1 protein-coding gene is annotated in these 973 nt (G+C 48.2%); it reads left to right on the top strand.

The window, feature by feature from the left end; all coding sequences use genetic code 11:
- Nucleotides 1–215: 215 nt before the first annotated feature.
- Nucleotides 216–973: IS110-like element ISPlu13 family transposase (locus AACQ38_RS23720; protein ID WP_165579243.1), on the top strand; the 758-nt coding region annotated here is incomplete at its 3' end.

The following is a 973-nucleotide window of genomic DNA, read 5'->3' on the forward strand; positions in this document are numbered from 1 at the left end:
AGAGCATAAAAAAGTCTGGGGCACTTGAGTTATTTAGCGGTAAAGTGGGCAATTCAACCGGACTATTACCCATTATCGGCCCATGAATACTTATACGTTAAAGTGGCTTCTTTAGCTGCTTTACCACATAAATGCCCCAAGGTAATGAGATGGTTCCCCTCACTCTAACGGCAGTATATTAGCAGAGTGATTATCTTTGATAAGAGGCTACCATCATGAACACTATCGCACTGATTGGCATCGATCTCGGCAAACATTCTTTTCATGTCCATTGTCAGGAGCCATCGGGAAAAGCTCTGCTACGTAAAAAATTCACCCGAACTAAATTGATGGAATTCTTAGCCGATTGCTCTCCGGCAACGGTTGTGATGGAAGCCTGTGCTGGCGCGCATTTCATGGCAAGGCGGATCGCTGATTTGGGGCATGAGGCTAAGCTGATTTCACCGCAGTTTGTCCGTCCTTTTGTCAAAAGTAACAAGAATGATTTTATTGACGCGGAAGCCATCTGTGAAGCCGCCTCACGACCTTCAATGCGTTTTGTTCAGCCCAGAACGGAAGCCCAACAAGCCATGCGAGCGTTGCATCGTGTCCGGGAATCACTGGTCCGGGATAAAGTCAAAACCACCAATCAGATGCAAGCTTTCCTGCTTGAGTTTGGCATCAGTATGCCCAAGGGGATTGCCGTGATAAAACGACTCTCCACTGTTTTGGCCGAACATCCTCTTCCACCTTATTTGGCGCAAATATTACTACGGTTACAGGCGCATTATCACTATCTGGTTGGGCAAATCACCGAGATTGAGACCGCACTGTCACAGGAAATCATTCAGGATGATACCGGACAACGGCTGATGACGATCCCCGGTATTGGTCCCATCACGGCGAGTGTGCTTTCCTCACCACTGGGTGATGGAAAACAATATTCTCGCAGCCGGGATTTTGCGGCCTCGACGGGTTTGGTTCCCCGCCAGTA

The organism is Photorhabdus sp. RW14-46 (assembly GCF_963887965.1).
Classification (GTDB): domain Bacteria; phylum Pseudomonadota; class Gammaproteobacteria; order Enterobacterales; family Enterobacteriaceae; genus Photorhabdus; species Photorhabdus laumondii.